Annotated in this window: 18 protein-coding genes and 6 pseudogenes; 9 read left to right on the top strand and 15 right to left on the bottom strand. The window is 58.4% G+C overall.

Annotated elements, in window-relative coordinates:
* Positions 1-429 precede the first annotated feature (429 nt).
* From AC244Q_RS34430 to AC244Q_RS34415, 4 genes and pseudogenes are all read right to left on the bottom strand, one after another.
* On the bottom strand, positions 430-936 hold the full coding sequence (locus tag AC244Q_RS34430) for a GNAT family N-acetyltransferase (protein ID WP_128407782.1): 507 nt from the start codon (positions 934-936) through the stop codon (positions 430-432).
* Complete coding sequence (locus tag AC244Q_RS34425; protein ID WP_017997340.1) at positions 933-1229, bottom strand: type II toxin-antitoxin system TacA family antitoxin; 297 nt, start codon at positions 1227-1229, stop codon at positions 933-935. Before AC244Q_RS34425 ends, AC244Q_RS34430 begins: the two co-directional genes overlap by 4 nt.
* A 295-nt stretch (positions 1230-1524) precedes the next feature.
* Positions 1525-1716, bottom strand: a pseudogene (locus tag AC244Q_RS34420) (ISNCY family transposase); the annotation flags it as partial.
* Between the two features lie 27 nt (positions 1717-1743).
* Positions 1744-2270 (bottom strand): annotated as a pseudogene (locus tag AC244Q_RS34415) (aldehyde dehydrogenase family protein); the annotation flags it as partial.
* A 407-nt stretch (positions 2271-2677) separates the two neighbouring features.
* On the opposite strand from AC244Q_RS34415, the gene AC244Q_RS34410 reads away from it, so the two are divergent.
* The 5 genes and pseudogenes from AC244Q_RS34410 (at position 2678) to AC244Q_RS34390 (ending at position 5662) form a co-directional block, all read left to right on the top strand.
* Positions 2678-3958: a DUF3422 domain-containing protein gene (locus AC244Q_RS34410; protein ID WP_012760411.1), complete on the top strand. Its 1281-nt coding sequence runs from the start codon at positions 2678-2680 to the stop codon at positions 3956-3958.
* A gap of 498 nt (positions 3959-4456) precedes the next feature.
* On the top strand, positions 4457-4735 hold the full coding sequence (locus tag AC244Q_RS34405) for an HU family DNA-binding protein (RefSeq protein ID WP_012760412.1): 279 nt from the start codon (positions 4457-4459) through the stop codon (positions 4733-4735).
* A 141-nt stretch (positions 4736-4876) separates the two neighbouring features.
* Positions 4877-4975, top strand: a pseudogene (locus AC244Q_RS34400) (LysR family transcriptional regulator); the annotation flags it as partial.
* A gap of 107 nt (positions 4976-5082) precedes the next feature.
* The gene (locus AC244Q_RS34395) at positions 5083-5283 is read left to right on the top strand and encodes a type II toxin-antitoxin system VapB family antitoxin (protein WP_012760413.1); all 201 of its coding nucleotides are present in this window, start codon (positions 5083-5085) and stop codon (positions 5281-5283) included.
* Positions 5280-5662: pseudogene (locus tag AC244Q_RS34390) on the top strand (type II toxin-antitoxin system VapC family toxin). The gene AC244Q_RS34395 and the pseudogene AC244Q_RS34390 overlap by 4 nt, the downstream one beginning before the upstream one ends.
* Before the next feature lie 310 nt (positions 5663-5972).
* On the opposite strand, the pseudogene AC244Q_RS34385 reads toward AC244Q_RS34390, so the two are convergent.
* A pseudogene (locus AC244Q_RS34385) lies at positions 5973-6852 on the bottom strand (LysR family transcriptional regulator).
* A gap of 79 nt (positions 6853-6931) precedes the next feature.
* On the opposite strand from AC244Q_RS34385, the gene AC244Q_RS34380 reads away from it, so the two are divergent.
* Complete coding sequence (locus tag AC244Q_RS34380) at positions 6932-7204, top strand: helix-turn-helix domain-containing protein (RefSeq protein WP_128407019.1); 273 nt, start codon at positions 6932-6934, stop codon at positions 7202-7204.
* Positions 7205-7407: 203 nt separating this feature from the next.
* On the opposite strand, the pseudogene AC244Q_RS34375 reads toward AC244Q_RS34380, so the two are convergent.
* Positions 7408-7815: pseudogene (locus AC244Q_RS34375) on the bottom strand (transposase); the annotation flags it as partial.
* Between the two features lie 120 nt (positions 7816-7935).
* Here AC244Q_RS34375 and AC244Q_RS34370 point away from each other — a divergent pair.
* Entirely contained in the window at positions 7936-11253 is a 3318-nt protein-coding gene (locus AC244Q_RS34370; protein ID WP_487764173.1) for a DEAD/DEAH box helicase, read from the top strand.
* A gap of 71 nt (positions 11254-11324) precedes the next feature.
* On the opposite strand, the gene AC244Q_RS34365 is transcribed toward AC244Q_RS34370, so the two are convergent.
* The 6 genes from AC244Q_RS34365 to AC244Q_RS34340 all read right to left on the bottom strand — a co-directional run bounded on the left by AC244Q_RS34365 (position 11325) and on the right by AC244Q_RS34340 (position 19697).
* On the bottom strand, positions 11325-11684 hold the full coding sequence (locus AC244Q_RS34365; RefSeq protein WP_245460545.1) for a hypothetical protein: 360 nt from the start codon (positions 11682-11684) through the stop codon (positions 11325-11327).
* A gap of 163 nt (positions 11685-11847) precedes the next feature.
* A complete protein-coding gene (locus AC244Q_RS34360) occupies positions 11848-12756 on the bottom strand; it encodes an alpha/beta fold hydrolase (RefSeq protein ID WP_003555118.1) in 909 nt (302 codons plus the stop codon).
* A 209-nt stretch (positions 12757-12965) separates the two neighbouring features.
* Entirely contained in the window at positions 12966-14132 is a 1167-nt protein-coding gene (locus AC244Q_RS34355; protein ID WP_487764172.1) for an SMP-30/gluconolactonase/LRE family protein, read from the bottom strand.
* Between the two features lie 592 nt (positions 14133-14724).
* Complete coding sequence (locus tag AC244Q_RS34350) at positions 14725-16908, bottom strand: ATP-binding protein (protein WP_012760418.1); 2184 nt, start codon at positions 16906-16908, stop codon at positions 14725-14727.
* Between the two features lie 291 nt (positions 16909-17199).
* Positions 17200-18258 (bottom strand): sensor histidine kinase, encoded by a 1059-nt coding sequence (locus AC244Q_RS34345; RefSeq protein WP_012760419.1) that lies wholly within the window; start codon positions 18256-18258, stop codon positions 17200-17202.
* The gene (locus tag AC244Q_RS34340) at positions 18255-19697 is read right to left on the bottom strand and encodes a DUF7125 family protein (protein ID WP_003555124.1); all 1443 of its coding nucleotides are present in this window, start codon (positions 19695-19697) and stop codon (positions 18255-18257) included. Before AC244Q_RS34340 ends, AC244Q_RS34345 begins: the two co-directional genes overlap by 4 nt.
* Positions 19698-20300: 603 nt before the next feature.
* Between AC244Q_RS34340 and AC244Q_RS34335 the strand changes: the two genes are divergently transcribed.
* The gene (locus AC244Q_RS34335) at positions 20301-21266 is read left to right on the top strand and encodes a magnesium and cobalt transport protein CorA (protein ID WP_128407016.1); all 966 of its coding nucleotides are present in this window, start codon (positions 20301-20303) and stop codon (positions 21264-21266) included.
* 256 nt (positions 21267-21522) lie between these two features.
* Here the strand turns inward: AC244Q_RS34335 and AC244Q_RS34330 are convergent, their stop codons facing one another.
* On the bottom strand, positions 21523-22167 hold the full coding sequence (locus tag AC244Q_RS34330) for an HD domain-containing protein (protein WP_128407015.1): 645 nt from the start codon (positions 22165-22167) through the stop codon (positions 21523-21525).
* Positions 22168-22328: 161 nt separating this feature from the next.
* Positions 22329-22766 (bottom strand): cupin domain-containing protein, encoded by a 438-nt coding sequence (locus tag AC244Q_RS34325; protein ID WP_206641094.1) that lies wholly within the window; start codon positions 22764-22766, stop codon positions 22329-22331.
* Between the two features lie 69 nt (positions 22767-22835).
* Between AC244Q_RS34325 and pdxR the strand changes: the two genes are divergently transcribed.
* The gene (gene pdxR / locus AC244Q_RS34320; protein ID WP_128407014.1) at positions 22836-24263 is read left to right on the top strand and encodes a MocR-like pyridoxine biosynthesis transcription factor PdxR; all 1428 of its coding nucleotides are present in this window, start codon (positions 22836-22838) and stop codon (positions 24261-24263) included.
* Positions 24264-24296: 33 nt separating this feature from the next.
* Here pdxR and AC244Q_RS34315 read toward each other — a convergent pair whose 3' ends face one another.
* Positions 24297-25223: an NADP-dependent oxidoreductase gene (locus tag AC244Q_RS34315; protein WP_128407021.1), complete on the bottom strand. Its 927-nt coding sequence runs from the start codon at positions 25221-25223 to the stop codon at positions 24297-24299.
* Positions 25224-25261: the final 38 nt, after the last annotated feature.

Here is a 25261-nt window from a genome sequence, read left to right as displayed (position 1 = left end):
TCAGGAGCTGGAGGACAGTGCGAGAGGCATCCTCTTTATCTCGATCGTGATCACGCCCGCATTGTCATGGCGACGATAATTCCCCGGAATCCATCGCATGGAATCCATTTTCCACCGCCCAGGCGACTATCATATCCGCGTTCATCAAGGTCCTGCTTTAGGAGATGCGGACGTGCCTTCTCTCGCTGTCCCGCTCGCGCAAATCGCTTCGCAGTCCGACGGATACCGTAACTGAATCACTCTAATCCAGCCAAATCTGTCCAAGATTACAGTTCCCGCTCAGGTGTTGCGAGAAAGACTCGAAGCAATCGTTGTAAATCGGTGCGACTGAGCCGAGGCCCCGCCCGTTAGTGCTCTTGAACGGATCGGAACCCTCGGCACCTCATTACTTTCGCCGAAGTTCGTGATTTGGTTTCAGCGATTTAGCAATCAGCTTGGTAAGGAGGTCAACGCGTTGTTGAGGTCATGCAACCCGACTAGCAGCATCATGGGGTCGGACGGGGAAGGCAGGAAACCAACCGCTTCGTAGAAGGCTCGTGCGTCATGCGAGATCGCATGGACCAAAACGCCGCGAATCCCCAGTATCTCGGCGGCATTGATCAAGCGCAGACCTGCATCGCGCACTAACGCCCTGCCGAAACCACGTCCCTGATAGGTTTGATCAATGGCAAGGCGTCCAAGCACGGCGACTGGTATCGGATCAGGCATGTTCCGCCGGAAACGCCCCGGCGCTTCCGATTGCCTTACCGCGCCGGAAGCGAGGGCGTAGTAGGCGATGACGCGGTTCGCCTCACACACGACGAAGGTACGTGATGCGCCGCGCGCCTGATTGGCGCGGGCGCGGAGACGCAGCCAATCGTCAAGCTCAGGGACACCAGAATGGAATTCGGCTAGCTCGTGATGGTCACCAAGTGGCGCGGGTACGCTTAAGGTCACACCTCATCCCACGGCGCTTTGGTCGACATGGTGCGTTTAAGACGCTCATTGGGCTGTGTTGGCGCATCGAGCCGGGCCAGATACTCAGCGTAGATTTCTGCGCTGACAGTGAAGATCGTCCGGTCAAGTAGTACTTCCTCGGCACGGCGCTCGGAAGCCTCCAGCATGAAATCTGTACGTGTCTTGCCTAGCATCTCGGCGGCGCGGTCAATCAAGTTGCGCGTCGAAGGCTTGATGCGCATATTCAGCGCCACGCTTGCGTCCGGGCTTTTGCCTGTGTGCGAGGTCGGCATGGGAAGCTCCTGTCTAGAAGGACCATATAGCGTAACGACATCATCTTTACAAGGTAAGTTCGTAAAGATGATGTCGTTACGCGTTCATTCTCAGCTCTTGAAAGGATCGGAACGCCGGACCCACTATTTCGACTTGTCAAAGCTGGTTAGAGCCGCGACGGTTCTAGCCAATTAGAAACGCGACACTTGTTCCTCGGATCAGCCCCCGATCCGACCGGCTAGGCCGGGTTGCTAGGGAGGAGCGGGGGCTGATGAGATGCCTTCGGCTTTAGCGTTGAGATATGCTCGCCACCATTCATTCTGCAGCCTCCATACGAGCCAGAGCTTTCTGTCGCTTAGCAATCAAGTCCGGATCGCTCATGAAATCCTTCCTTTTACCCGGCTTGCGCCCGCGCTTCTGATATCCGTGGCTCGTGCTGCCGTCGCGAATGCCAAACATATGATCTGTCTGTCCAGTGCGACGAGGGCCGCTTTTGCTGCGCGGCTGTAACGGCAACAGCCCGGCGCCTCTTTAAGGTGATAGTTCACTGGGCTTGAGGACGACGGTACAGCCTGCCGCAATCGCGGGAGCGCCTTTCGCAGTTAAAGTGGCCCGTTCCAGGGGGTGATCAGCGCACAAACCCCGATCGCCTCCTTGGCGGTCGCGGTACGCCCATCAATCGTTACGAAGCGGTACTTCTAGAGAGTTTCCATCTGGACACGGATGTGCTCGGAAGCAAAAGGAACCTGGGAAGCCCGCGCGAAGCTGATCGCCGCCCCCATTTCCATAACAAGCGCCTCCGCGAACGTCTCTGCTCTTTCTTTCAGGAGAGAATGCATCCTGCCGAGCAGACCGAGCCGTTCAGCCACCGATGTTTGAGAAAAGGCTGGGAACGCGTCGCGCGCAGCAGCAACCGCGAGATCGACGTGATCAGCACCGCCCGCAGCAATATGCCCGACAACACGTTCCGACGCGGGATTCACAACAGGCAGACGGTTTGCGTCCCCAGATTCCTGCCATTTCCCACCAATGTAAAACTGATCCTCGCGTTCGGTCAGCATAACTTCACCTCGCGTCACAATGTTGCGGCCATTTTGAGCTGCCCGAGCAGGATGCCTGGAAAGACTAGAAGATGACAATGCATGTCGTCTGAATGGTTGCTTAAGACGCGTGTTAACAAGGAAACGGTTCGTCGGACCTGACGAAGGTGTTATCGGCCTTACCTCCCGTATGTCCGTTCAAAAGCTCGGAGGTGTGCATGGGGGCACGCTCGGCGTCAGCCGACCGAGTGTCTAGTCCTGTTAACAGGAAAGCAACGCCCCTGGCTTGCCGCACAAGTCGACCGCTACAGCTCGCACCTCGACGAGGGCGCCAAATCATTTGCACTCACGCAGGGCTTTTCAAGTTGACTGCATTGGCTTCATATAGGCTTGCCGATGGTGTGCTTTCGGAAATGGGGAAGACAGACATGAATTCAAAGGGCGCAGAGGAAGCATTCTTCCCAACGGGGTCTGCTTCCGCACCACAGGTGTCTCGTCCAGCTGCTTTTGAACAGAAGCCCGCAGACTTCAACTCGGAGCTTCACGCTCGACCGTCGATTTATTTCACCGGTCCGGCGATCGTCGAACACTTTGCTTTCATGCCGTCGGATGGCGTGATCAAGGAGTTCCACGATAGTCTCCAAGCTGATGGTGGAATTTCCGTCAGAGTGGAACGGCACACTGAGTTCGTGACTGTCACGCGGGTCCGAAAATTGGCCAGCGAGCCCGAGGATTGGCCGGAAACTGACCTTTGTGAGGGTGATTTTGCGCGGCTAGCAGGGTTGAGCTCTCCTCTCCTCGTTTGCCACGTGAGTATCCTTGTCCTCGGAAACCCTCCGGACCAGCTGGGAACGGTTCTAAAATCCCTCGACTTCGGCGACACCGCCGCGTCATCAATCGGCGGCGGGGCGGCGCAAGTTTGCTCCGATTTTCGCGTTCGAGGGGACAATTCAAGCAGGATCATCCTGTTCAACAAGGACCTGAATGCACATCGGCTGGGGCGCATGGTACGGCGGATCTTTGAGATCGAAACCTATAGGTCAATGGCGCTGCTCGGATTGCCGGAGGCGCGTCGTCTTGCCCCGCTTCTGGGCGGATATGACGCGGAGCTCGTTCGGCTGACCAATCGAAACTTGAGTACGCCTGCACATCAGCACAAACAATTGCTCGAGGAAATTACTGTTCTCTCCTCGCATATCATTTCAGCCACCGCGGAAACCAGAAACAGGTTTGGCGCAACCGCTGCCTATGCCAAAATCGTTGAAGAAAGGATCGCGCTTTTACGGGAAACCCATGTCCCCGGCTTTCAACGTTTCGGAACCTTCGTGGAGCGCCGGTTCAAGCCTGCGGTGCGTACCTGCGAAGCAACCGCGTTGAGGCTTGAGCACCTATCAAGGGCTGCGATGCACCTGCTCGACCTGCTACAAACCCGAATCCAGGTCGAGATTGAGTTCCAGAACTCTACACAGATCCAGGCGATGGCTGATCGGGCCGCGACGCAGGTCAAGATCCAGCGCGCGGTCGAAGGCTTTTCGATGATCGCGATTAGCTACTACTTGCTGAGCTTGCTGAAATTTATATTTGAGACAGCAGACCACGCAGGATTCCATTTCGATCCGATGATCATGCTCGTCGCTGTTCCGGTGGTTGTGGGATCTGTTGTGATTACCATCCTCCGCGTCAAGCATGCCTTAAAGGCAGAGAGCTAGACGTAGCGCAGCCCGACAGTGTGGCAGCATGGACACCTGCGGCCTCGATGCAACGCGTCCGACAGGTCAAAGATCCGGCGTTTCGGATAGCCTCTCAGCGAAGTATGCGCGGAGTTGAACCTGTCTCTCGCCGAAAGAATTTTACAAAATTGGTCGCTTCGTCAAAGCCAAGGCGACTGCTGATTTCCGAGATCGGCAATAGTATAGGCCGGCAGACGTTTTGCTTCGAGACTAATTCGATCAACGCGCTCATTCCTGCGATGCTAAGAGTTGCGCGGGCAGAATTGGAAAGCGGGCGCAGAGAAGGAACAGGTGTCCGCGGTGGACGGAAGCTGCGCTTCCTTTCCTGGAAGCGGCACGGATAAGGCGGGCTAGGCTGGCGACGTTCGGAAACTGTGGAAATCCGGGCAATTCAACACACGATGCCGCAGTGCCTCAATGACATAAGCTCAATCCGCTGTCAGGGATTCCCCAGGAACAATGATGCGGAGAAGCACAATGACCACCACGAATGAAATCGCAGACAAGATTGCAGGCGACCACAGCCTGACGAAGGCACAGGGCAAGGCGATCGTCGAGGCCGTGATTGCCTCGATCACTCAAGCTGCGATGGACGGTAACGAAACCTCGCTGCCAGGATTTGGGAAGTTCAAAGTGAAAGCAACGCCGGAGCGCGAGGCGCGCAATCCGGCAACTGGCGCGACCATCAAGGTCGCCGCGGCCAAGAAGCTGGCGTTTACGCCGGCCAAGGCTTTAAAAGATGCGCTGAATAAGTGAAACGAACCTTTGAGCCTGCTTGCCGGTCGATCCGGTGCGCCAAGCTCGCTGGCAACGGCAAAAGCAGCCCTCAGCGCATCTGCTCATTGAGTTGCTTCCCGCCGCCCTTGAAACAGGACCGGATGCTACCACGGCGCAGACGCCCAGCCGGCGCGTTCCAATCACGTGCAGGCGCTGACGCGGGATGTAGGCTGTCCACTGTCCCTCGGCTCGACGAGACCACTGGAATTGACCAGGGCAAGGACGTCATCCTTCTGCGAACGGCCGACGCGCGCCTTGGCTGCTCCCATGCATAGATTTTATCATCAAATGGTGCCACTTTGTGTGCTCTGTCACGGAGGCGGATGATGCGATCAACGATCAATCTCGACGACACACTCTTGGACAAAGCAAGGTCCTTGACCGGCACCAAGGAGACCGCAGCGCTTATCCGCCAAGCGTTGGAGACACTTGTTCGCGTGGAATCGGGAAAACGCCTCATTGCGCTGGGAGGAACCATGCCCGACGCCGAGGCAGCTCCGCGCCGCCGGAGCCCGGCGTCTAAGTGATACTCGCGGACACCTCGATTTGGATTGATCACTTCCGCCATATGAATGCCGAGCTACGCTGCGTGATCGAAGATGATCGACTACTTTGCACCCGAGCGTCATCGGCGAAATGGCTCTTGGCAGCCTGCGGAATCGCCGCAGCGTCCTAGCTTTTCTTGCGGCCCAGCGCAAAGCAATCGTCGCCACGCATGACGAAGTCATGACAATGATCGATCGACATGGCATTTTCAGCATGGGTATTGGCTACACGGATGCCCACTTGTTGGCGTCGATCCTCCTGGAGCAGCGAGCAACGCTGTGGACAAGAGACAAGCACTTGCGAGCAGCCGCCGAAAAGGCGGGAGCTTTCCTGCACATACCGGTCGACAGATCCCATTGAGTGCTCAAGCCGATCCTCCCTCGTAGAGACACGGCGTTTCAGCTATGGCAGCGATCGACATGCGCTGCTCCTGGCCGGTCGAATTCTCGTGTCGACGCCCTGCCTGCCACGGCAGGCACGCCCCTCACAAACAATGAGCATACCAGGCAAAGGCGCGTCCGCGCCGGCGCCAGTTCGCGCAGGGCTTGACCGGTTAAAAGGGCAGCCGCAGGAGGGTTAGCGGAGCGCCGCTCGGGAACGAGCGGAACCCGGGACCGACTGCCCCCGGCAAAGCCGTTCCGTTTGCATGGTACCCGTGGGCTCCCTCGCCTCACCTGCCCGGCCGTGCCAATGAGCGGGCGATATCGACGATGTCGTCGCGCGAGGCGGTTGGATCCTCTTTATTCCAGGCGACACCAAGCCCGATCCGGAAGTCGATGCCCCTGACCGCCTTCAGCTCGAAGGCCCGGTTCGGCAGGCCCTCGGTCCATTCCGGAGCAAAGCCGATGCCAAGGCCGGCCGAGACCAGCGACACCAGCGAATAGGTGTCGTCGCAGCTGTAAGCGATGTTGCGGGTCAGATCGTATTCCTCGAACTTCTCGTTGAAGTACCGCTCTGTGTAGGAGAGGTTCTTGCGATTGAAGGCGATGATCTTCTCCCCGCGCAGGTCGTCGATGACGATCTCCGCCTGTTCCGCCAGCCGGTTGGTACGGGAAACCGCCAGCAGATAGCGCTCATGGGCGATCGAGGAGAAGCGCAACGAGCCGATGTTTCCCACCGGCCGGATGAAGCCGAGATTGATCTGGCCGTTCTCCAGGCCGCGGATGATGTCGCCGGTATTGCCGCTTGATATATGGATGCGGATATCCGGGTACTTGCGGGCGATTTTCGCCAGGAACGCCGGTGGTCGCCGGATAGACGGTGCCGATCCTGATCTGCCTTATCGTCTTGCCGGCCACCGCCCTAGTGATCTCGGCACTCAGATCGACCTCGCTCAGGATCCCGACGCAGCGCTCGTGAAAGATCTCCCCTGCCCTGGTCAGTTCCACCCGCCGGGTCGAGCGGATGAACAGCGCGCAGCCGAGTTCGCGCTCCAGCGCATGCACATGGTTGGAGAGCGCCGGCTGGGCGATGCGGACCTTGGCGGCCGCCCGGCCGAAATGCAGCTCCTCGGCCACCGCGACGAAGTAGGAGAGCTGGCGTAGTTCCATGGGAGCGTCCTCCTTGCAGCTTTAATTAGGGACTATCAGTCCGTCGATTGTCAAGCCGTGAATATGCGTTTGTTATGGGATGGACGTTCGACAAACCATCGGCTGGAATTTCAGACGACTTCGTGTGGCCAAAGGTCTCTCTCAGGAAAGACTGGCTCTCGAGGCCGAGATCGATCGCTCGTATGTCGGACGGGTCGAGAGAGGCATGGAAAATGTCACCGTCGCTACGCTCGAGGCGTTTGCGCGGGTTCTTTCGGTGAACGTTTCAGCTTTGTTCGCAGAAATTGATCCACGCGCGCCAAAGCCAAAGCCTCTCCGCTCAGGCAGAAAACAAAAGGAAACCGGCAGGTGAAAGGTGGAGCGTTTTTTCGCCAACGTACTCGAATATGGAGTCTCGACGAAGCTCGAAAGAGGCGTTTGCTCGGAAAATGGCGTGCGGACCGGCGTGAGTCTGGCGCGAGATCGTTACCTGTGTATTAGTTACGATCTGATGCTTACGTCTTCGGCATGGACACTTTAGGCTTGGCCGCCTTGATAGGTATCGAACAGTCGGCATGCCTTGGAACGGAAGAGCTTTCGCATCATGGCATCCCCGCATAGGGAGACGTGACCGACCCGCTTGCTTTCGCCGGACTGGTTGAGCACCGGGGTGAGGCCCAGTACGGCTCCCACCGCCCGCGAATTGCGAAACCGGCTGGGAATATCGATCGTCGAGACATAGGCGAGGGAGACAACCGGCCCGACCCCTGGCACCGTCATCAGGCGCTTGCAAACTTCATCATGCTTTGCCTCCTGGAGAACGTTCTTGTCCGGTTTGGCGAACTCTTCGCGCAGCTTGCGTCGACCAGCGAGGAAGGGCTCCATGATTTCCGCCAGATCGGGGTCCGCCTCGACGAGTTCGCGTATCCTCTCCTCGAACTTGCCGCCCGAGACCTCGCCGACCTTCAGCCCGAAGAATTTCAGCGTGAGGGCACTGGGCGAAACCGCTGAGGATGCCTTCGGAGTGATAGGCTGCCTCTGTCTGAGTGGAACAAGCTGATTAAGACCCCGTTCTTACACGTTGGTAATATCACTGACGAGAGAATGGCAGTTCCTGTGAGCATCGTTGAGTATAGAGATGAAAAGGCATCCGCATCTCCTCCCGCAGCCCAAAAAATGCAAGGTTTTAAGCCGCCGCCCGGCTTGGTAGCAACGAGGCTGGTTGCCTCGCTACGACGCTCGGAACGATCGCTGTGCTATGTCGCATTGAGCGAAGGCGCGGCTACCAAAATTGCTGACGCCGTCAGCGCCCTTTTCCCCGACATCGAGATTATTGTTTTGCCGCCTTGGGACTGCCTGCCCTATGATCGCGTGCCGCCTTCGCAGCGCTGTATGGGTTTGCGGATGGACGCATTACGGATCTGGAGCATGCCCAGCGACGCGCCGCGATTGTTTCTGACCTCGCTCGATGCAACGCTTCAACGGATTCCGCCAGCGACCGTCATCGCAAACAGCCGTCTCGAACTCGTCGTCGGAAAAGCGTTCGATCGCGACGCATTCTCAGACTTCATCCAACGGACCGGCTATGTGGAGGAAGGCGTTGCGGACGATCCCGGCGAGCTCGCAGTTCGGGAAGGCGTGATTGACATCTACCCTGCTGGCGCACCAGGACCTCTGCGTATCGTCCTTTCAAAGGACGATAGCGTTCTGGAATTGAGAGGCTTTGACCGTGTGTCTCAGCGGACAGAGAGTTATCTCGATAAGGTGATATTCGGTCCGGCATCCGAAGCTATTCTGACCGAAGGCATTACAGAAGAATTTGTTCCGACTTCGGATACCGTGATGCGCTTGCTTCTGCGCCTTTATCAAGACATGCCAACCGTATTCGATTTCTTGGGCGACGCCACCGTAGTTCTCGCTCCGGGTGCGACCGACCAGGTGGAGCGCTATCTTGAGATCGTCGACGACGCTCGCCAGTCCCGCAAGGATTTCGGCGAGGTGGAGGCCCCCTCCTCTCGTTCGCTCTACCTCGACCGCGCCGAATGGGAGCGGCAGGCCAGCAGCGTGTCGGCACGCGAACTGGATCTCGAAGAAGGCGGTGACCTACCTACAGAGGCATCCGACACCTACCCTCGCACAGCCTTGATTAATTGGATGCAGGACTGCCTGCGACATGGGCTGAAGGTCGTCATTTCCGGGAAAGGCAACGGCTCGGAAGCCCTTTGTCGGCGTCTGGGACAAGCAACCGGGACGGCGCCCCAGTCCATCGATACCTGGGAGGCGGTCCTGAAGGCCGAGCCCGGAACTGTTCTTAAACTGGCCTGTGAGTTGGACCAGGGGTTTATCGACGTGACAGAAAGGATAGCGGTCGTCGCCGCAGCCGATGGAATAAGCACGGCTTCCAATTGCAGTACACTTCTGGTCGAGCCGGAGCTTCGGATCGGCGATGTCGTTGTTCACGAAGACCATGGCGTTGGGGTTCTGAGAGACCTGGAAAGCATAGCCGTCGAGAACGTTTGTCGCGACGCCGCTCGCCTTGAATACCGCGATGGGGATTCGGTGCTCGTGCCGATGGAGGAATTTGGAAAGCTGTGGCGCTATGGCTCCGAACCCGAGGCCGTCACACTCGACCGCCTTCACACCGATGCTTGGCAGAACAAGCGTGAAAAGATCGCAGCGGACATCCAGTCGACTGCGCGTCATCTTTTAAAGCTCGCCAAGCACAGGCAGGCATCGCGGGCAGAGGCATTCGTTCCGCCCCGTGCCGGATTTTCCGCCTTCACGCGGCGTTTTCCATTTACCGAAACTCATGATCAGGCCGAAACCATCAGATCAGTCCTCTCCGATCTCGCGACTGGACGCGCGATGAATCGCCTTGTCTGCGGAGACGTTGGCTTTGGCAAGACCGAAATCGCACTACGTGCTGCAGCAGCAGTAGCACTTGCCGGCGGGCAAGTGGTCGTTATTGCCCCGACCACCGTGCTGACCCGTCAGCACTTTGCCACGTTTACGCGTCGCTTCGCAGGGACCGGCGTCTCGGTCGGCATGTTGTCTCGCCTGCTCAAGCCGAGGGAGGCGAAAAAGGTGAAGGCGGCACTGGCCGTTGGCGAGATTGGCGTCATTGTCACGACTCAGGCGATCCTTGCGAAAGACGTCCGCTTTGCCCATCTTGCGTTGGTAATCGTCGACGAGGAACACCGTTTCGGGTTGAAAGAAAAACGGGCGATGAACACTCTCGTACCGTCTCTTCATACGCTCGCCATGTCGGCGACGCCGATCCCCCGGACCTTGCAGTCGGCGATGGTGGGCGTGCACGAAGTGAGCCTCTTGACCACCCCGCCCTTTAGACGCCGGCCGGTCCGTACCTCGCTTTCGGCATTCTACCACGCGTCAATGCGGACCGGCCTTATGCGCGAAAAGCGCCGCGGAGGACAGAGCTTTGTTGTAGTGCCTCGTATCGAGGACATAGACGTCGTCAAGACGATACTGCGAAAGATCGTTCCGGAACTTTCCGTCAAGGTCGCGCATGGCGACATGCCGGCGGCGGCCATCGATGAAGCAATCGTTGGCTTTGCGGAAGGCGACGGCGACGTCCTTCTCGCCACCAATATCATCGAAAACGGCCTCGACGTGCCACGCGCCAATACCATGTTCGTATGGCAGGCTGACCGGTTCGGGCTGGCACAGCTCCATCAGTTGCGCGGGCGTGTCGGGCGCGGCGGAGCTCAGGGCATCGCCACTCTTCTGACAGAAAACGCCGAGCTCTCCGATGAAACGCGCTTGCGGCTTTCGACCCTCGTCGAGAACGACCGCCTGGGCGCCGGCCTTTCAATCAGCCTTCGAGATCTCGACTTGCGCGGCGGGGGCGACATTGCTGGCGAGGACCAGGCCGGGCACATGAAGGTTATTGGCATCGGCCTGTACCAGAAGCTGCTTGCAGGTGCCGTCGCGAGATTGCGCAAACAACCAGCGGGTACTCCGCTGCGTGCCATCGTGAACCTCGGTGTGGCGGGCACTATACCGTCGGACTATGTGTCGGATCCGGCGGTGAGGCTCAATCTCTACGCCAAGCTTTTGAGGGCATCCACACTGAGCGAGATGGACGACCTCGAAGAGGAGTTCGAGGACAGGTTTGGCGAACTGCCGCAGGATGTACTCCTGCTTTTGCGGACAACCCGACTGCAGCTTGCAGCGGGACGGCTTGGCATCGCCAAACTCGAGGCGGGGCCAAAAGCCCTTGCGATGACGCTGACACCAAAGACACCGGCCAAGGTCATTGCAGCTTTGACTAAGAAGGCTGGGGCGGTTCGGCGGGTAGACAGGCTGATATTTGAAGCCTCAAATATGACTGGCGAGGAGCAACTGCTTTTCTTCGAGCGGGTCGTCCCGGCGGCGAACCGGCCGAAATTCCGAAATCAATGAGCCGCTGAGATCGCAACGACAGTTGGGAAGTATGACCGGTGTCGACCAACCTCTCGCGTTGGTAGCAAAACCTAATGAACCGCAGCATGCGCGCCGACGAAGAAATCAGTCAGGCACCCGGCCGAGCCACCGGCCCGGCTATACGGCGTTAGGGCCTTTCCGGCAAGAAACAGCGCCGCCTGCGGAAACGGCGCGACGACCAGTCCCGTCTCATCGATGACCTGAAGGTTCGGATAGGCGCGCCGCGCCGGTTCGTTCACTGGCCTGGCAAGGCTCGGGGGCGCGTTTCGTCCGGCTCTATTGGGCGGCGCGGTTGCGATATTCGACCCCAGGAGAACGAGCCCGGCCTGCAGCACGAATGTAGCCGATGCCAGGGAAGGGAAGATATTGACGATGGGCGATGACCCAATCCAGTCTTCGCCGCTACCCACAAACGATTTCTGCCAACAGCGAATGGCAGGTGATCGCTTTTGGACAGGCGGTCGTGTAACCGCCTCATCGCACAGCTGCATTGATAAGGCCGGCCGAGTGTGCCAAATCGTTTGGTGAGGTAGAAGCTTGGTCGAGCAATCACATCGCAAGGCCAAACGCCGCTCAATCCCGCTCGCGCAGTTCCCGGATAGCATCCGCGAAACTGGTCGGCGCTTCCTGCGGCACGTTGTGCCCGACACCCTGCAGTATGCGACGGTGGTAGAACCCGATGAACTTTCTGGCCTCCTCGTCATTCGATTGAGGAGGGTCGACGCCATCGTCCGCGCCCAAAATTACGATGGTCGGAGCGGCAATATCGGGTTTGCGTGCCAATCTCTCTTCGATTTCTGCATAAGCTGGATCGCCTCCAATGACGCCATAACGATGCCGATAGGAATGGATTACGACATCGATGAAGTCAGGATTGTCGAAAGCGGCCGCGCTTCTCTTGAATGTGGCGTCATCGAAGGACCAGGATGGTGACCAGGTCTTCCATAGAAAACGACTGATCTCGCCCCGGTTCTCGTCCAGGCCTTTGCGGCCACGCTCTGTGTGAAAGTAGTATTGATACCAGTCACGTGCCTCCTGATCAGGCGGTCCCGGCTCGGCGGCGCCAGCGATGTCCTGGATGTTGTAGCCCGTACCGGCGCTCACAAGGCCGACTACTCTTTCAGGCCATAGCGCAGCGACGATGCAGCCGGCTCTACCACCCCAGTCATAGCCTCCGAGGATAGCTCTTTCGATACCGAGGCTGTCCAACAACGCCAGCAAATCCGCGCCTAGTGCCGCCTGCTCGCCTGAGCGCCGCGTTTCCGACGATAAGAACCGGGTTGGACCGTAGCCACGCAAAAATGGCACGATGCAGCGGTGGCCAGCGCCGGCAAGATTAGTCACCACCTCGTCATAGGCATGAGCATCGTATGGAAAGCCATGAAGAAGAATGGTCGGCATGCCATCCGCAGGCCCTGTCTCGTAATAGCCAACGTCGAGCACGCCTGCGGAAACGCGTTTCACGAGAGTTTCCTGCAACATGAACAAATTTCCCTCGCTTTCAGCGCCAGAACCTCTTGACGTCGCGACGTCGTCACAGGCGTCCCGACCCGCTCTGGTCAGCTTCTGTTGGATTTCAGCAAGATTGGGCCACTTTCCGCTTGCGCTAAAGCCGGCAAATTTGCGCGGTTATTTTAAGTGTGGATCACGTTGAAGCGGTAACGTGTTTTGCGTGAGCAGGTACGTGCCTTTCAATTCGGCGGAGCGAATCTGAAGAGAGTAAAGTTTTTGTCGGTCCAAGCCTGATTGAACCAAGGCGAGTCCTGAATATGCGATGCGGTCACGTACATTGTGCCATCGGGTCCTTGGGCGAATGTGTCCGGCCAGCGTAATCGGCTGTCTTCGAGCACTGGCGTCACCGTTCCATCAGCGCCAAGGATTTTGATGCCATTGTTCGCCATCGTGCTGAGGTAGATGCGGTTCTGCTGGTCGATCCAAAGGCCATCCGTCGGCTCGGTCTCGGCGACCTTCTCGGGCCGAACCGCATTGGGATCCGTTTCCGCCTTCTGCAAGGCATCGGTCGGCAGCCGATACATGGTCTTGCCGGTCAATGCCTTCCAATAGAGGGTCTTGCCGTCAGGCGTAAGCGCAATACTGTCGGCGTTGAACTGCGGCTGGCGGCCGTCCGGACGGCGTAATGGTTTGCCGTCGGTTTCGACGATAACATCCTTTTCGGCCTGCGTTGATGGATCACCGCTCAACACCCGCCAAGCCCTGCCCGAGCGAAGATCCAGCACGACCAGGCCGCCCGGAATGCCAGAGTCCGTGAAATAGGCAAAGGCGCGGTCGGGGGCGATTCGCACGTCGTTGAGATAGCTTGCGGGTCCAGCGACGTCTGGCGAAAAGGGATAGACCTTCTTGACGGCATTGGTTTTGAGGTCGACCTGGACCAGTTTCGGCCCGTCCTTGACTGTCTTTTCGCTGTTGGGTGCAGCTGGGTCGACGACCCAGAGGGAGCTCTTCTGATCCGCAACGACACTCTGTACCGTGACGAAGTGATCTTTCGGCGAGATCTCCGACATCTTGGCATTGCGCCAAGCGTTCCACTCATTGTTGGGATAGGGTTTGATTGAACCGTCGGTCATGACCTCGGCGACGGACACGGGCACATCTTCCGACCAGCGTGGAAAGTTCACAAAAATTCGACCATCTTCGGACACGGTAACGCCGGTTGGTTGATGGTCGAAGGTTGCGACCTTCTGCAGGCGCTCGTCGGTCTGGCCGGTAATCGAGGCAACCAGTTCCTTGGCTTTGTTCGTCAGCTTGTCAGAGGTTTGAGCGCTTGCAGGTTGTGCGAGCGAGATGAACGCGCCTGCAACGGCGAGGCGCGAAACAAGGGATGCGTTCGGTACCATCATTGGCTCCTTTTGGAGAATTTCGGTGCCGAACTTCGTTTTGACCTTCAGGTTCCGTCTCTTCGCTTCATTGATTTCCCTCGAGCGGCCGAGCCGGAGCATGTTGGGCCTCCGTGTGGGTTAAAGGTCACCCGGGCTCAATCAAATTGCCTCACACGGGGACCCTTCCCGGCCGGTCTGGTTCGCGCCGCCATCGGTGAGTGACCAGCAGATCAATCCCTGGCGTTTGGAAGCCGTTTTACCGGTCAAACGATCAACGCAGACAGGAGAAACCCATGGTAGGATCGGTCTTCATCCGGCCATTCTTAATTCACATTCCGTCTAATTTAAAATCTAAAGGCGCCAATTTAAAATACAATGTCCAACACCGCTTAAGGGCTGCGTGGCGCGCTGCTGGTCATATGACGTCTCAGTCGATGGAACCCTAGAAGACTACCAGCATCAAGGCCATTGGCTGATCGAAGCCTGACTAGGCCTCCGGAAAACACAAAGGCCGCCGGTTGCCGCGCCAGAAGCGGGGACCAAATATGGGGCAGTTTCCGAGACTTTTCAGCCACCACCTCGCCGCCCTGGGGATCCATACTGAAACTTTATTTCAGAGGTCAAGAACGTCCCTTATTCGTACCGCCAGGTCTTCGAACGAGAACGGCTTTGTCAGAAGGTTTACGCCCTTATCCAGGCGGCCATGATGCACGATAGCATTGCGCGAATAGCCGGTGGTGAACAGCGCTTTCATTTCTGGATACATTTCTCTTGCCCTAGCGACGACGTCCGCTCCGCTCATCCCCCCGGGAAGGACAACATCGGTGAAGATCAGATTAACCGGTCCGTGGGCCGCCAGTAGTTGGAGGGCAGTAGGGCCATCCTTCGCTTCCAATATTTGGTAGCCCAGCTCTCGCAGCGACTCCACCGAATATGCCCGCACATCCGGATCATCCTCGACGACGAGGATAAATTCGCCGTCTGCTGCCTCAGGGATCGGCGCGCGCTCGGCCACCTCTTCCTCCGCGCCTTCGGCCAACAGCCTGGGGAGATAGATTTTGACAGTCGTGCCTTCTCCGACCTCTGAGTAAATCTTCACATGACCCTTTGACTGTTTGACAAAACCGTAGACCTGGCTGAGCCCGAGGCCTGTGCCTTTACCTTGATCCTTGGTTGTGAAGAACGGCTCAAAAACGCGAGAAAGGGTTTCGGCCTCCATACCCGTTCCAGTATCGGAAACACTGATTGCGGCATACTGGCCGGGAATGACTTCGGCGTGCATTGCGGCATACGCCTCGTCGAGATGAGCGTTGAAAGTCTCGACCGTCAGTTTCCCACCACCGGGCATCGCGTCGCGTGCGTTGATCACCAGGTTGAGCAAGGCGCTTTCAAGCTCATTCGGATCCGCTTCTGTCCTCCAGAGGCCACCAGCTAGCACTACTTCGATCTGGTAGATCTCGCCAATCGTACGGTGCAGCAGCTCCGACATGCCTCGTATGAGCGCATTCGCGTCAACGGGCTTCGGGTCAAGCGCCTGTCGGCGAGCGAAAGCCAGAAGTCTCTGGGTCAGCGCCGCGGCGCGCCGCGCACCATTCATCGCCTGTGAGGCCGCTCTACGCAGGCGGCCAGCTTCAGGCGGCAAAGTTCGCATCAGCGTGTCCAGGTTGCCGACAATAATCTGCAAGAGGTTGTTGAAGTCATGGGCGACACCACCCGTCAGCTGCCCGACCGCTTCCATCTTTTGTGCTTGTCGAAGAGCATCGGCGTTGCGTGTAAGCTCATCCCTTTTTTGCCTGACAAGATCTTCGAGATTGGCATTGAGCTCCCTTAGAGCCTCCTCGGCGCGCCGCCGCTCAAGCAGCTCGCGCTGAGCGGCGTCGAATAGCCGCGCATTGTCGATGGCGACTGCTGCCTCGCCAGCAAGACCCGCCAAGCCCTTTTCAGATTCCTCATCGAATACACCCACATTCTCGTGGCCGAAGAAGAGTCCGCCGATAACCTCTCCTGTTCGGGAAATAACAGGAACTGCAAGGTAACTTCGGACCGGGAGATGGCCTTCCGGCATACCGTGGCGTGGTGGGTTTTTTCCGTAGCGGCTATCCTTCGTGATGTCGTCAGAGCGCAAAATGCCTTGGCCGAGGAACGTCGGCGCAAAGACTTCGGTGTTGCGCGGCATGGGAAACTTCGAAAACGCGTCCCGGGCCACACCTGAGAGTGTGTAGAGCATGTAGCTCTCGCCGGCCTTGTTGATGACATTGTAAAAGAACGCGCCGAACTGCGCACCGGTCAGCTCGACGCCTGCGTCGGTCACCAACTGAACGACCTTCTCCAGATCGTTCTCGCGTGCAAGGCTGGCGCCCGCGCGATTGAGGATCTCCAAAGCTCGGGTGCGCTCCCGAAGGGCGATCTCGATTTGTCGCTGCTCGGTACGATCCCTGAGGATTTTCACGAACCCAACCAGCTCGCGCCCGTCATCGAAGAGCGGCGTTGTCTCTCCCACCGCCCATATCCGTCCCTCGTCCTTGCGCATCCGCCAGCCTTCGCCTCCTCCTTTGCCGTTCAGTCGAGCATCTTCCAGCTCAGCTGCCAGCAAATCGGGGGCGCCCTCGTCATCTAGGAAGATTTCGATCAGCGTCTTTCCGAGCATCTCCTCCTGCGACCACCCAAGCAGCCTCTCGGCACCTTTGCTCCAGCTGGTGATATTGCCTTCAGCGTCGAGGGTTATGATCCCGGTATCGATGGCGCTGTTGAGGATTTGTTGAAGGCGTTCGGCGGGAAAATTGATTGGGGATTCCATCGTGCCTCGTGGCTGACCTGAATTGCGGGCAGAACTACCACAACGCAAAAGCCTCGGAAGAGTTCATGCGAGAGGGTGTCGGATGGTCCGACCACGCCACGCGCCGCAAAGGGGTACGGTGATAGGATTCTGATGGATTTGTTGTGACAGTGGTCGATTGGCAGCCTGGGGCCCGCGGGCTTCGACTGGGATGTGGGCAATGGAACCGCGGCGGGATCCCGGCAAGGCCTCGCGCTCGGTGAACCACTCTGGTTAAATCGCGGCGCAGGAAAAGTGCTGCCTGAACAAATGCTAATCTGCCGTATTGTGGTTTTGCGGCGTGACGCGCGATAACGGACCACTCACGCTGCACCGAAAGCCGTCTGGGGCAAAGGAGATGTCGGGAAGCGATCCGAACAAGGACGCGAACGCTGAGCGAACATATCTCGTGCCGTAGCCTTGCCGCGTCGGTTCACGCACCGGCGGACCGCCCGTTTCAATCCATTTCAAGCTTAATTTGGGGCCGCCCGCTTCCGCGATCGTCCAGACGATTTCGACCGTTCCATCGGGCTCTGACAATGCGCCGTATTTGATCGCATTCGTTATGAGTTCGTGCAAACACAGCGCTATCGTGGTTCCGGCCTCGCGGCCGACCGTGATCTCAGGGCCGCTGACGTTGATGCGGCTCATGCCATCACTGTTGTACGGAGAAACCGTCAGGCCCACGACGTCGCACAGCGAGACCTCCTCCCCGCCGGCTTCGAAGACAGCAGTATGGACGTTGGAAAGCGCCTGAAGGCGGCTTGTAAAATCGTCGGCCAAGTCATCGACAGATGCCGCGCCGCGCCTGGTCATCCGGAAGATCGAGCTGACACTCGCCAGGATGTTCTTTACCCGATGATTAAGCTCCAGACGCAGCTCTCGCTCCCGTTCGATGGAATCGCGAACCTGGCGCTGGCGCAGTCGCACCAGCATATTCGACTGGATGGCGTTCACGAATTCCAACGGTGCGATCGGGCGGGTATGGAACAGAAGGCGAGCATCTGGCCAGGAAGCCTGCAATCGGGTGCGTATTCTCGCGACTGGCGCAGAACGCTCCAACAAAACGACGATTGGAACTTCAGACCAGCCAGCCTGCTCGGCGAGATGTTCTGCGATTTTGCCTACGACCTCGGAACTGAGTGCCTCGTGGGTGATAACGATGATCCCGGGTGACAAGGCAAGATGCTGGACCAGATCTTCGTCCGCCTTGACTGCTTTGACCTCGACCGCCTGCTCACGAAGAGACGCCGCTATATACTCCGCGTCCTTGCGAAAAGGAGCGAGGACGAGAACCCAGTCCAGTTCGCTTTCGGGCGTAACGATGTTCATTTCGGATCAGGCAAGGGATTGTAGGCCACGACACTTACGCTGCCGCTTTCGATCAGCAGCTCGCGGACGTTGAGATCGTGCGGTCCATGACGCTTCTTGACCACCGTGATGTTTCGGCGGAGGCGGCCTTCGTGCTCAACGATCCGAAGCAGGAGGACGGTGTCGCCAAGAAAGCTGACATCGACGTCGATCCCAACATTTTGACCAAGCAGGCCGTGCTGCGCGACGATGAGCATGGTCAGGACACCGGACCGGGCGAGGTATTTCAGGAGCGATTGGATGTCGCGAACGGCTTTCTCTCGATGCGGCAGAGAGTTGAGGTAACCGGTCAAACTGTCGATCACCACCACTCGCGACCTGTTTTGGGTAACCGCCTCCTGAACGATCTGCCCGAATTCACCGGGCGAAATCTCGTTCGGGTTAAAATCCCGCAGGACCAGCTTACCATCCTTGTGGAATTGCCGCAGTTCCATGCCCAAGCCTTCGGAGCGGCGGAAGAACGTCTCCAAGCGCTCCTCGAAGAGAAACAGCGCGACATTCTCGCCTCGTTCCAGCGCCGCCGTCGCATAAAGAGATGACATCGTTGATTTGCCGGTGCCGGACTGCCCGATTACCAGTGTGGTTGTTCCGGCCTCCTGACCACCACCGAACATCTCGTCGAGTTCGGCCACGCCAGACTTGATCAGCTGTGGCTTGGCGATCTCTGGCGCTGTGCTCGGCGTGATACGAGGGAAGACGACGACGCCTTCGCCTTCACGTATCGCCATATCGTGATAGCCGTCAGCCACAGGCACGCTACGCATCTTCGAGACCTCGATGCGGCGGCGTACGCCGCCGTATTCTTCCAGTGATTTGTCGAAGCGAATGACACCGTGCGCCAGCCCCTCCACCTCCTCACCGCTGCGGTCGTTGCCGGCTGTCTGCGTGTCCAGCAACAGCGCCACGACGTCCTGTTTCGCCAGGAAGGACTTGAAGCCGATCAACTCGCGACGGAAACGCGGCGAGTCACCGGTGATCAAGCGGATCTCAAGTAGGGAGTCGTAGACGAGGCGGCGGGGCTTATGTTTCTCGATCGCGGCTTCGATGGCTTTTCTGGTCTCGTCCAACCGGAGATCAGTGGTCAAGAATATGCTCTGGTCGTCGGCCTCGTTGACCGCGCCGGATGTGGACAGCTCTTCGACGCGGATCCCGTCGAGCGTCCAGCCGTGCGACACGGCAATGGCTTCGAGTTCCGCAGCTGTCTGCGAAAGCGTCACGTAAATGCAGCTTTCGCCCGCCTCGACGCCGGCTCGCAGGAATTGTAGCGCGGCCGTTGTCTTGCCCGATCCCGGCGCGCCCTGCAGCATGTAAAGATTGGATGCCGGCAGGCCACCGCGTAGGATTTCGTCAAGTCCACCAATCCCGGTACTGACGATCGAGGTCCTTTTCCGTTTTGTCATATTCGTCTTTCGCTAGGATTGTGTTACGCAAATGGGACCGATGGCGGGCATCGTCTGGGAAGGGAGGCCGTTGCTGTTATATTTCGGTTTCTCGAAACATCAACAGCATTGGGACCCAATCGGCCAGCGTTCCCTCCTCGCAAACGCAGCGGCGGCGCTGTGCAAGCGCATGACGGGTTGTTCAGACCTAACCACGGATGTCTTTCTCTAAGCAAGTTGCGCCTGTTCGAGCAGGTATCGCGCCTCGTCGCGTCACCGGCATTGGTGCGGCGACGCTCTTCGCAGGGTTAACAGGTTCGGCGCTGTTCATTGGCGACACCATGATCGCCTCCGCGACATCGTTTTATCGCGGTCGACGCACGCTGATCGGCAACCCGACCTCGGCGTTACGCGGTGGTAGGATGACCTCCATATCGCGCAGTCGGGGCTAGGCGTCGACCCATCGACCTACTTCAAGCTTCCCGCAAACAGGGTCGTGGAAATCGGCGAACAGTTCAGCATCTGATCTACACTGGCTGTAGCGCCGGGAGCGAACCTTCCACGACTCTCCGCGTTGATGAACCGGCGAATAGCCACGCTGCTACCCCAACTTCCGAGTATCCTATGACAGTCATCGCATCGTACATCTACCGAAACGGCAAGCGCGCCGAGGAGGTAGCGCTTCAATCCCAGTCCTTCGCAACCCGAGACGGCGAGTTTGTCTGGATAGGGCTCGCAGAACCCACTTCCGACGAAATGGACAGTCTAAAGATGATGTTCGGGCTGCATCCGCTGGCAGTGGAAGACGCCCTGAACGGGCAGCAGGTGCCGAAGATCGACGTCTACGGCGACCAACTCTTCGTGGTCATCAAGACGGCGCATTTGGAAGGCGACAAGATAGCCTATGGCGAGACATGCATCTTCGTGGGCAAGCTTCACCTGATTTCGGTGAGGCATGGATCCGCGAAGTCGCATAAGGGCCTGCGGGAACAGCTTGAGCATTCGCCGCAGCTCCTCGAGCACGGCCCGGACTATGTTCTCCATGGCATTATAGACTTCGTTGTCGACGGCTATCTTCCGATGGTGGAAACCATGGAAGACAGGGTCCTCGAGCTCGAGAAGCACGTCCTGATCTCTTTCCTGGAACGCGAGCAGATCAGGCGCATTTTCAGAATGAGACGTCAGGTCATCAAGTTCCAGCGCGTGCTGGGGCCGATGTCGGAAGTCGTCGGAAAGCTGACCCACCTGGACCTGCCCTGCGTCGACGAGAACTCAAAGCCGTTCTTCCGCGACGTCCATGATCACGTCCGGCGCGTGGAGAGCGTCGTGGGCGGCCTGCGGGACATCATCACATCGGTCTTCGAGGCATCCAACCTTCTGGAGCAGCAGCGGCAGGGGACCATTACGAGGCAGCTCGCCGCATGGGCCGCGATTCTCGCCGTGCCGACTGCGATCGCGGGCATATACGGCATGAACTTCGAGCACATGCCGGAACTAGGGACAGAGTACGGCTACTACGTCGTCCTGACCGTCATCGTCGTCGTCTGTGGTATCCTCTACTCCCGCTTCAGAAAAGCTGGATGGCTGTAACCCGACCGCCGGAAGTTCATAAAGGGCGGTTCCGCCCATGCGCCCATGAGGGGCAGATGAAAAGTCGGCCACACAACAAATCGAGTTGCGCCCTGACCCTCGTTCTCACTTCCGTCGTGCAAATCTGTCGAGCTCTCGACAGCCGACATCCGATTGTCGAAGAGCTCCCCGCGCGAATTCGTGAGCGAGGCGAGCTAGAGGTGCTTTTTCCGAGACACGAAGTCATCAAGGCACTGCACCCTGCCGGTGACCCAGTTCAACCCGGCCACCTTGAACCTAAGATGACGCTGCACATATCGATCCGTTGAAACTTCGGGTCCTTGAACGTCAGGACATCATCATTGAAGGTTCCGAAGGTGGTGTGGGGGCGGTGTTTCATGCCATGATAGAACGCGTCAATGATCCCTTCCTTGAAGTGGTTTTCACGCGGAAAAGCTTTGACAACAGCCTGCCGTTCTTCATCTGTGAACCGATCGTAGCCGCGGCCGGCCACATCCATGCCGGCCCCGCTCTGGAGCAGCGCGATCTCAGGATCCATGAATTCCGGTATGCCGGGCGTCGTGTGGAGAGCGACTGCGTTCCAGACGATTTGCAGGTCGTTGTTGGTGACGCCGTAACTCTTGAGGAATTCGCGCGCGGCGTTGGCCCCATCGACCTCAAAGCGTAGCTGGCTTTTCTCGTAGTGCGCCGTTAAGCCAATGTCGTGGAACATCGCAGCCGTGTAGAGCAACTCGGGATCGAAGATCATGCCTTTGCGGTTTCCTGTCATGGCACCCCAACAGAAGACGCGCGCAGAATGATGGAAAAGCAGATCGCTCTCCGTGTCGCGAATAAACTGCGTCACATCGCGGGTCAGTTTGCTGTCAGGAATTCCTAAGGTGGAAAGCTCGTCTGTATTCATATCTATATCTCCTTCGCTGCGAGGCCGGTCGATAAACTAGACAACCGGCCGGCTGAGCCGCTCTGCATGACATGGGGTATCCCGCCGAGCGGGTCGGTGCGGTTGTGAGCGAGATGGCTGTCGTCCCACCGGCTTGTCATTGGTTAGCGTCCGGATCCCATTCATTTGATCGGGGTGGTAAGAGTGGTCTCGTCAGCATCGACAACGAAGACTGCGAGCAACCTTGCGGGTTTTGTCTTGCTCGCGTTACGGCTCACCGAATGGATCGCGCCAGGTGGTTCAAACCAGCTGTCGCCAACCTTGTATATCCTGATTTGGCCGTCGTTCACCTTTGATTCAATCGCGCCTGCGAGCACATAGGCGTAGATGAAGGCGGACCTGGCGTGGCTATGTGCCGGCGATGCTGCGCTCGGTGCATAATCAACCTCTACGACACGAAGCGACTTACCGGGGATATTAGCAATCGCCTGATCGAATTTGGGTATGACCGTTTCGGCTTGGCCGTCATGGGCAACGGCCTGCCCGCCGAGACTAAAGGCGAGTGCGACGCAGATTGCGGGGAGGTAATGCGGATTTTCATGGTTTTCTCCTTCTGACACTGGAAAGATGGCCAGTCGGAAGGTCAGAATAAAGTACCAAGAACGAAGCAAAATCCTGTACCATGGCTCATGAACAAGCCACTGAACTTCAATGTCGATCGGTCAGCCAAAACGTCCCTATCGGAGCAGATCCGCAAAGGGATCGTCTTGGCAATTGAAAGCGGGGTGTTGGTGCCCGGCGCACGACTCCCGTCATGGCAGGATCTTTCTGCCCAGCTTGGTGTCGCGCGGGGAACAGTTCGAACTGCATACGCAAAACTAGCCGCCGCACAATTGATCGAAGCGTCCCGAGCCTCAGGTACCCGGGTTGCGCAGCGCCCTCACGCGATCAAAAAAGGCGACCCTCTGCCACAGGCAGGCTCGTTTCTGGAGACCTATCTGGAGATGACGAAGGGACCGGCATTCTTCCAGATGGGCGTCCCAGCAACCGACACCTTCCCAGCGACGTTGTTCTCACGCATCCACGCGAAGGCTGCCCGCACAAAGGCAGGTGCGTTGCCGCTTTATCCCGATCCGCGCGGCGAGTTCGAGCTCAGGCGCGAGATTGCCTCCTACCTCGCCGTCGCCCGAGGGATCAACTGCTCGCCTTCGCAGGTGATCATCACCGGTGGATTCGGCGCGGGCCTAGGCTTAGCGCTCAGCGTCCTGGCTCTGGCTGGCCATGCCGCCTGGGTCGAAAATCCGGGATTCCCTTGGTCAAGAAAAGGCCTTGAGCTTTCCGGCCTTTCGCTCGCACCAATTCCCGTCGATGTGGATGGCATCGATATTGATTTCGGATTGCGTCAGCATCCCGACGCCAAGATTGCCGTCGTGACTCCAGGGCAGCAGGCCCCTCTCGGGCCGACGTTGTCGCTTGACCGACGTCTTGGTCTCCTCGAATGGGCCAGCAACGCTGGCGCATGGGTCATCGAAGACGACTATCTGAGCGAGCTTCAGTTGACGGGACGCGCCGCGCCGGCGCTGGCATCACTCGACCGGGGCGGGCGCGTCATCCACATCGGCTCGTTCAGCAAGACGATCAGCCCGGCAATACGGCTTGGTTTCGTTGTCGCGCCGGCCGATCTCGTCGGCCGGTTCTCTGAGATGGCAGCCTGTCTGGCGCCGGCCCCTGGACCTGCAATACAGGTCGCCACCGCAGAGTTCATGCAGGAGGGTCACTATATCCGCCATCTGCGCCGAACCAAGCGCGCCTACGCAGCCAGACAAGAGGCGCTGTTGGATTACCTGCGGTCGCGTGTTGGTGTGGATAGGGCCAAGGCGACCGGTTTGGCCGTCTTACTGAGATTGCCCGAGAATGTATCAGACGTGGCAGCTGCTCGCGCAGCTTTCAGCTTTGGAATGTCGCCATCGCCGCTGTCGGCCTGGTACGTGTCGTCCGACGACGCGGCATCCGGGCTCCTTCTCGGCGTCGCGACGACGCCGATGAAGAACCTTACCCGATCGTGTGATCGGCTGCTCGAGGTGATAGGTCAGTCACGCTTGCCCGCTCCATCCTGAACAAGCTCCCTGATACCTTACCGGGCAGTTAGCTTAAACTGAGAGAACAATCTTCCCCCCTGGCGCAATGCGCACGCCCTCAAGCATCAGATGGGCCACGTACGCTTCCTCAAGCGGGAGGATCACACCCACCCGCGTCTTCAAATCGCCATTGTCGATCAGCTCGGCGATCTTCGTCAGGTACTCGGTTCCGACGCTGACAAGAAAAAACGCCGCTTCAACCCCATGCTGCCTGGCAAGATCCTGATCGGGAGGTGAGACAGCCGAAATCAGTTTTCCGCCGCGCCTCAGGATCTGAAACGAACGCCTTTGCGTTTCGGCGCCGACGAGATCAAGGACAGCGTCCACATCCCGGGCAACGTCTTCAAAGCGCTCGCTGTGATAGTCGACCAAAGTATCCGCGCCCAGTTCACGGAGGTAGGCGAAGTCTCTCCTGGCAGCAGTGGCGATGATCTCGATACCCGCACGCCTAGCCAGCTGCACGGCGTAGGCGCCGACATTTCCGGCGGCGCCATGAATGAGCACCTTTTGCCCGGAGACGAGTTGCGCTTGATCAAACAGGCCATGCCAGGCCGTGACCGCGATCACCGGTACGGAGGCAGCATCTGCGTAGCTGATCGTTGCAGGCTTGCGAGCAATCATCTCCGCCGACGCCACCGCATACTGCGCATATGCTCCGATGAACCTCGGATTGGTTACGCCATAGACAGGGTCCCCAACCGCAAGATCGGCCACATCGGCGCCGATCGAGACGACGTCTCCGGATAGATCGGAGCCGAGCGTCAGCGGCAGGGGCTGAGGCAAGGCGCTCTTGCCTGCCCTGATCCATCCATCCCATGGACCCACTCCAGCGGCCCTGACCCTGATCAGAACTTCGCCTGGGCCAGGTGCCGGCTTCGGGACAGGCTCGAATTTCATTGCCTCGGGCGAGCCGAAGTCATGGACGCGCCACGCCATCATGGATGCCTCCTGTTGTTCTGGATATGGATTAGTGGTGT

It is taken from the genome of Rhizobium sp. CB2179 (assembly GCF_057653455.1).
The sequence above is the reverse complement of the archived record's forward strand: the minus strand, read 5'-3'. Positions and strand labels throughout refer to the sequence as shown.